Annotated in this window: 4 protein-coding genes and 1 pseudogene; 1 reads left to right on the top strand and 4 read right to left on the bottom strand. The window is 71.5% G+C overall.

Annotated elements, in window-relative coordinates; genetic code table 11:
* Window positions 1-113 (bottom strand): YceI family protein (locus AC2W7A_RS10130; RefSeq protein WP_485991245.1); only part of this gene is annotated, 113 nt, incomplete at its 3' end.
* A pseudogene (gene ypfJ / locus AC2W7A_RS10125) lies at window positions 89-1036 on the bottom strand (KPN_02809 family neutral zinc metallopeptidase); the annotation flags it as partial. The pseudogene ypfJ and the gene AC2W7A_RS10130, both read right to left, overlap by 25 nt.
* Before the next feature lie 73 nt (window positions 1037-1109).
* Between ypfJ and abc-f the strand changes: the two are divergent.
* Window positions 1110-2708, top strand: a complete 1599-nt coding sequence (gene abc-f / locus AC2W7A_RS10120) for a ribosomal protection-like ABC-F family protein (RefSeq protein ID WP_485991244.1) — start codon at window positions 1110-1112, stop codon at window positions 2706-2708.
* A gap of 14 nt (window positions 2709-2722) precedes the next feature.
* Here abc-f and AC2W7A_RS10115 read toward each other — a convergent pair whose 3' ends face one another.
* Both AC2W7A_RS10115 and AC2W7A_RS10110 read right to left on the bottom strand, forming a co-directional pair.
* Entirely contained in the window at window positions 2723-3664 is a 942-nt protein-coding gene (locus AC2W7A_RS10115; RefSeq protein ID WP_485991243.1) for an SURF1 family cytochrome oxidase biogenesis protein, read from the bottom strand.
* A partial coding sequence (locus tag AC2W7A_RS10110; RefSeq protein WP_485991242.1) for a hypothetical protein occupies window positions 3661-3983 on the bottom strand: 323 nt, incomplete at its 5' end. The genes AC2W7A_RS10110 and AC2W7A_RS10115, both read right to left, overlap by 4 nt.

The following is a 3983-nucleotide window of genomic DNA, read 5'->3' as shown; positions in this document are numbered from 1 at the left end:
AAGTCCTCGGCGAGGGTGAGCTCTCCGGAGACCTCGCCGAAGGAGCCGCGCACCTTGGAGATGCCGGCGTGGCGGACGACGAAGTCGACGTCGGTGTGGACAGGGTGTCGCACTGGTTGATGTCCGGGTCGTTCTGCCCGGACTCGTAGCCGCGCTTGAACCAGCGCTGGCGCTGCTCCGAGGTGCCGTGGGTGAAGGCCTCGGGGCGGACCTGGCCGGTGGAGGCCTCCTGGATGCGGTCGTCGCCGACGGAGGCGGCGGCGTCCAGGGCCTGGCGCAGCTGCTCGTCCGAGATGGGCTTGAGGAAGGTCTCGCCGGACTCCGGGTCCACGGTGTGCGCGGCGGAGCCGGCCCACATGCCGGCCATGCAGTCGGCCTGCAGCTCGACGCGGACGATGCCCGAGTCCGGGCCGGTCTTCCCGTCCTGGGAGTAGCGCAGCCAGCCGATGACCTGCTGGACGTGGTGGGCGTACTCGTGGGCCACGATGTACTGCTCGGCCAGCGGGCCGCCCTCGGCGCCGAAGTCGGACTCCAGGGAGTAGAAGAACTCGGAGTCGAAGTACATGGACTCGTCACCCGGGCAGTAGAAGGGGCCCATCGCGGAGGAGGCCGAGCCGCAGGCGGTGTTCACGCCGCCAGAGAACAGCTCGACCCCGGGTTCCCGGAAGGAGACGTCCCGGTACTGGGAGAGGTGCTCCTCCCAGAAGGTGTCCGCGGCGATCGTGGTGGCCAGCACGCGGCAGTCGGAGCGCTCGTTGGCGTCCGCACCGGTGCGGCACGAGTCGATCTGCTGCGTCTGCCCGCCGTTCTGGCCCTCGCCGACCTCACGCTCCTGGTAGGAGCCGCCGCCGACGGTGCCGTCAGGGTTGATGCCGATCTGCTCGGCGAAGCCGGGGGCGAACACGGCGATCAGCATGGCGATCAGGCCTGCGCCGCCGCCGAGGGCGATGCCGCGGCCGCCCACGCCGCCGCCGGAACGTCCGCGGCTGTCTCGGGCGCGTCCCGGGTCCAGCTGGACGTTGTCGTTGAAGCTCATGCCGTGAGTGTAGACGCACTAGACTGGCCCGGCCCGTGATCTGCCCTCGAGAAGAGAAGAGTGTCCCCACCCCATGCTCACTGTGACTGACCTGGAGCTCCGCGTCGGCGCCCGCCTGCTGATGGACGAGGTCACCTTCCGGGTGGCGAAGGGGGACAAGGTCGGGCTGGTGGGCCGCAACGGCGCCGGCAAGACCACCCTGACGAAGGTGCTCGCCGGCCGGGGCGAGCCGACCGCCGGCACCGTGACGCGCTCGGGGCGCATCGGCTACCTGCCGCAGGACCCGAAGGTCGACGACATGGACCAGTCCGGCCGGGACCGGATCCTCTCCGCCCGCGAGCTGGACCAGACCCTGCGCCGCATGCGCGAGGCCGAGCACGAGATGGCCGCCGCCTCGGACGCCGAACGGGACCGTGCCATGTCCCGGTACTCCCGTCTCGAGGCCGAGTTCTCCGCGCGCGGCGGCTACGCGGCCGAGTCCGAGGCCGCCCGGATCACCTCCAACCTGGGGCTGCCGGACCGGGTGCTGGACCAGCCGCTGCACACCCTCTCCGGCGGCCAGCGCCGGCGCGTGGAGCTGGCCCGCATCCTCTTCTCCGACGCGGACACCATGCTGCTGGACGAGCCCACCAACCACCTGGACCACGACTCGATCGTGTGGCTGCGGGACTACCTGAAGACCTACGACGGCGGGCTGCTGATGATCAGCCACGACGTGGAGCTGATGGAGATGACCGTCAACAAGGTCCTGTACCTGGACGCGAACCGCCAGACGATGGACGTCTACAACATGACGTGGAAGAACTACCAGGCGCAGCGGCAGCAGGACGAGGCGCGCCGCCGCCGCGAGTTCGCCAACGCGGAGAAGAAGGCCTCCGCCCTCATGGCCCAGGCCGAGAAGATGCGCGCGAAGGCCACCAAGGCCGTGGCCGCCCAGCAGATGATCAAACGCGCCGAGCGGCTGATGCGCGGCGTGGAGGGCGAGCGCGCCCAGGACAAGGTGGCGGCCATCCGCTTCCCGACCCCGCAGGCGTGCGGCAGGACGCCGCTCACCGCGGAGGGCCTGTCCAAGTCCTACGGCTCGCTGGAGATCTTCACCGGGGTGGACCTGGCCATCGACCGGGGTTCCCGGGTGGTGATCCTCGGCTTCAACGGCGCCGGCAAGACCACGCTGCTGCGGCTGCTGGCCGGGGTGGAGGAGCCGGACTCCGGCCGCGTGGTGGACGGGCACGGCCTGAAGCTCGGCTATTTCGCCCAGGAGCACGACACGCTGGACCAGTCCGCCTCCGTGCTGGACAACATGCGCCACGCCGCCCCGCAGCTGGGGGACACGCAGGCCCGCACCCTGCTCGGGTCCTTCCTGTTCCAGGGCGACGACGTGGACAAGCCGGCCAGCGTGCTCTCCGGCGGCGAGAAGACCCGCCTGGCCCTGGCCACGCTGGTCGCGTCCTCGGCGAACGTGCTGCTGCTGGACGAGCCGACGAACAACCTGGACCCGGCCTCCCGGGAGGAGATCCTCAACGCGCTGCGCACCTACGAGGGCGCGATCGTCCTGGTGACCCATGACGAGGGCGCAGTGGAGGCGCTGGACCCCGAGCGCGTCGTGCTGCTGCCGGACGCCGTGGAGGACCTCTGGAACGACGAGTACCGGGACCTGATCACCCTGGCCTGACGCCTGACGTCCCGTCAGTCGAACAGGGCGTCCTCGGCCTCCTCGTCCGTGACCTTGCCCGGGCGGCGGCGCGTGACGCGCCGGCGGCGGGGATGGTGGGCGGCGGGGAGGATCTCGTCCTCGCCGGCCTCGGCGGCGTCCTCGAGGTCGTCCCGGTCGTTGCGGGCGCGCGTGTAGGCCATGTAGCCCCAGACACCGAAGCCCATGAGGGCGAACAGGTACCACTGCAGGGCGTAGGACAGGTGCGGGCCCTCGTCCAGGGTGGGCTGCACGAGCTTCTGCGGGCGTTCGCCCGGGTCCTCGGACTCGGAGACCATCTCGCCGAAGGTCCGCTCCGCCACGTCGAGTCCCGTCACCCGTCCGATCTCCGGCAGGTCGATGGAAGCCACCTGGCCCTCGGGCGCGTCCCGGTCCAGGGTCGGCTCGCCGGGGCGCAGGCGCACCTCGACCTCCTGTTGACCCTCGACGGGGGCGGGGATCCGGTCCGGACGTCCGGGGGAGTCGCCGATCGGGAGCCAGCCGCGGTCCACCACGACGACGGCCCCCTCCTGGGTGCGGAACGGCACCAGCACCTCGTAGCCGGGCCGGCCCGCCCGCGGCCGGTTGCGGACCACCAGGGTGTCCTCCACGAGGTACTCGCCGGAGAGCGTGACCGGGGTCCACTCGTCCTCGGCGGTGAAGTCCGCCACGGGGGCCTCGGCGAAGGGGACCGGGGCGTCGTCGTAGTTCTCGAGCACCCGGTTGATCTGCTCCATCACCTGGAGGCGGCGGTCGATCTGCCACTGGGCCAGGTGGTGGCAGGCGAAGGCGAAGAGGATGCAGACCACGAAGCCGAAGATCCAGGGCGCGGTGAACAGGAAAGAGAAGTCGAGCCTGCCCCTGCTGCCCTGCTCGGCGTCCTCCTCGCGTGCGGCGGGGTGCGGGCGGGTCGGCGCGGTGGTGCCGGCGGTCTTCACTCGGCGTCCCCTCCTCGGGAAGTCGGCTGCGGGCGACCGGCGGTCCGGGTGCCCGTGGTCTGTCCGTCCAGGCGGGGCAGGTCGGCCACGTCCACGATCTCCTTCAGGAACCCGCGGTCGGACAGGAAGGCGGACAGGTGCTCTCGGTGCTCCGGGCACGCGAGCCAGGTCTTGCGCCGCTGCGGAGTGTGGATGCGCGGGTTGTTCCAGCGCAGTCCGTAGGCGGCCTCAGCCGAGCAGCCGCGCGCCGAGCAGGGGAGGGGACCGGTCGCCGAGGAGGCGGCGTCGGGGACGGGCCGGCCGGCCGTCGTCGCGGGCT

The sequence above is a fragment of the Micrococcus sp. LASM2_SD2 genome (genome assembly GCF_057364565.1).
The sequence above is the reverse complement of the archived record's forward strand: the minus strand, read 5'-3'. Positions and strand labels throughout refer to the sequence as shown.

What these genes read in the sequence shown, in the direction of transcription:
- abc-f (WP_485991244.1), top strand. Translation starts at nt 1,110, where the DNA reads ATGCTCACTGTGACTGACCTGGAGCTCCGCGTCGGCGCCCGCCTGCTG.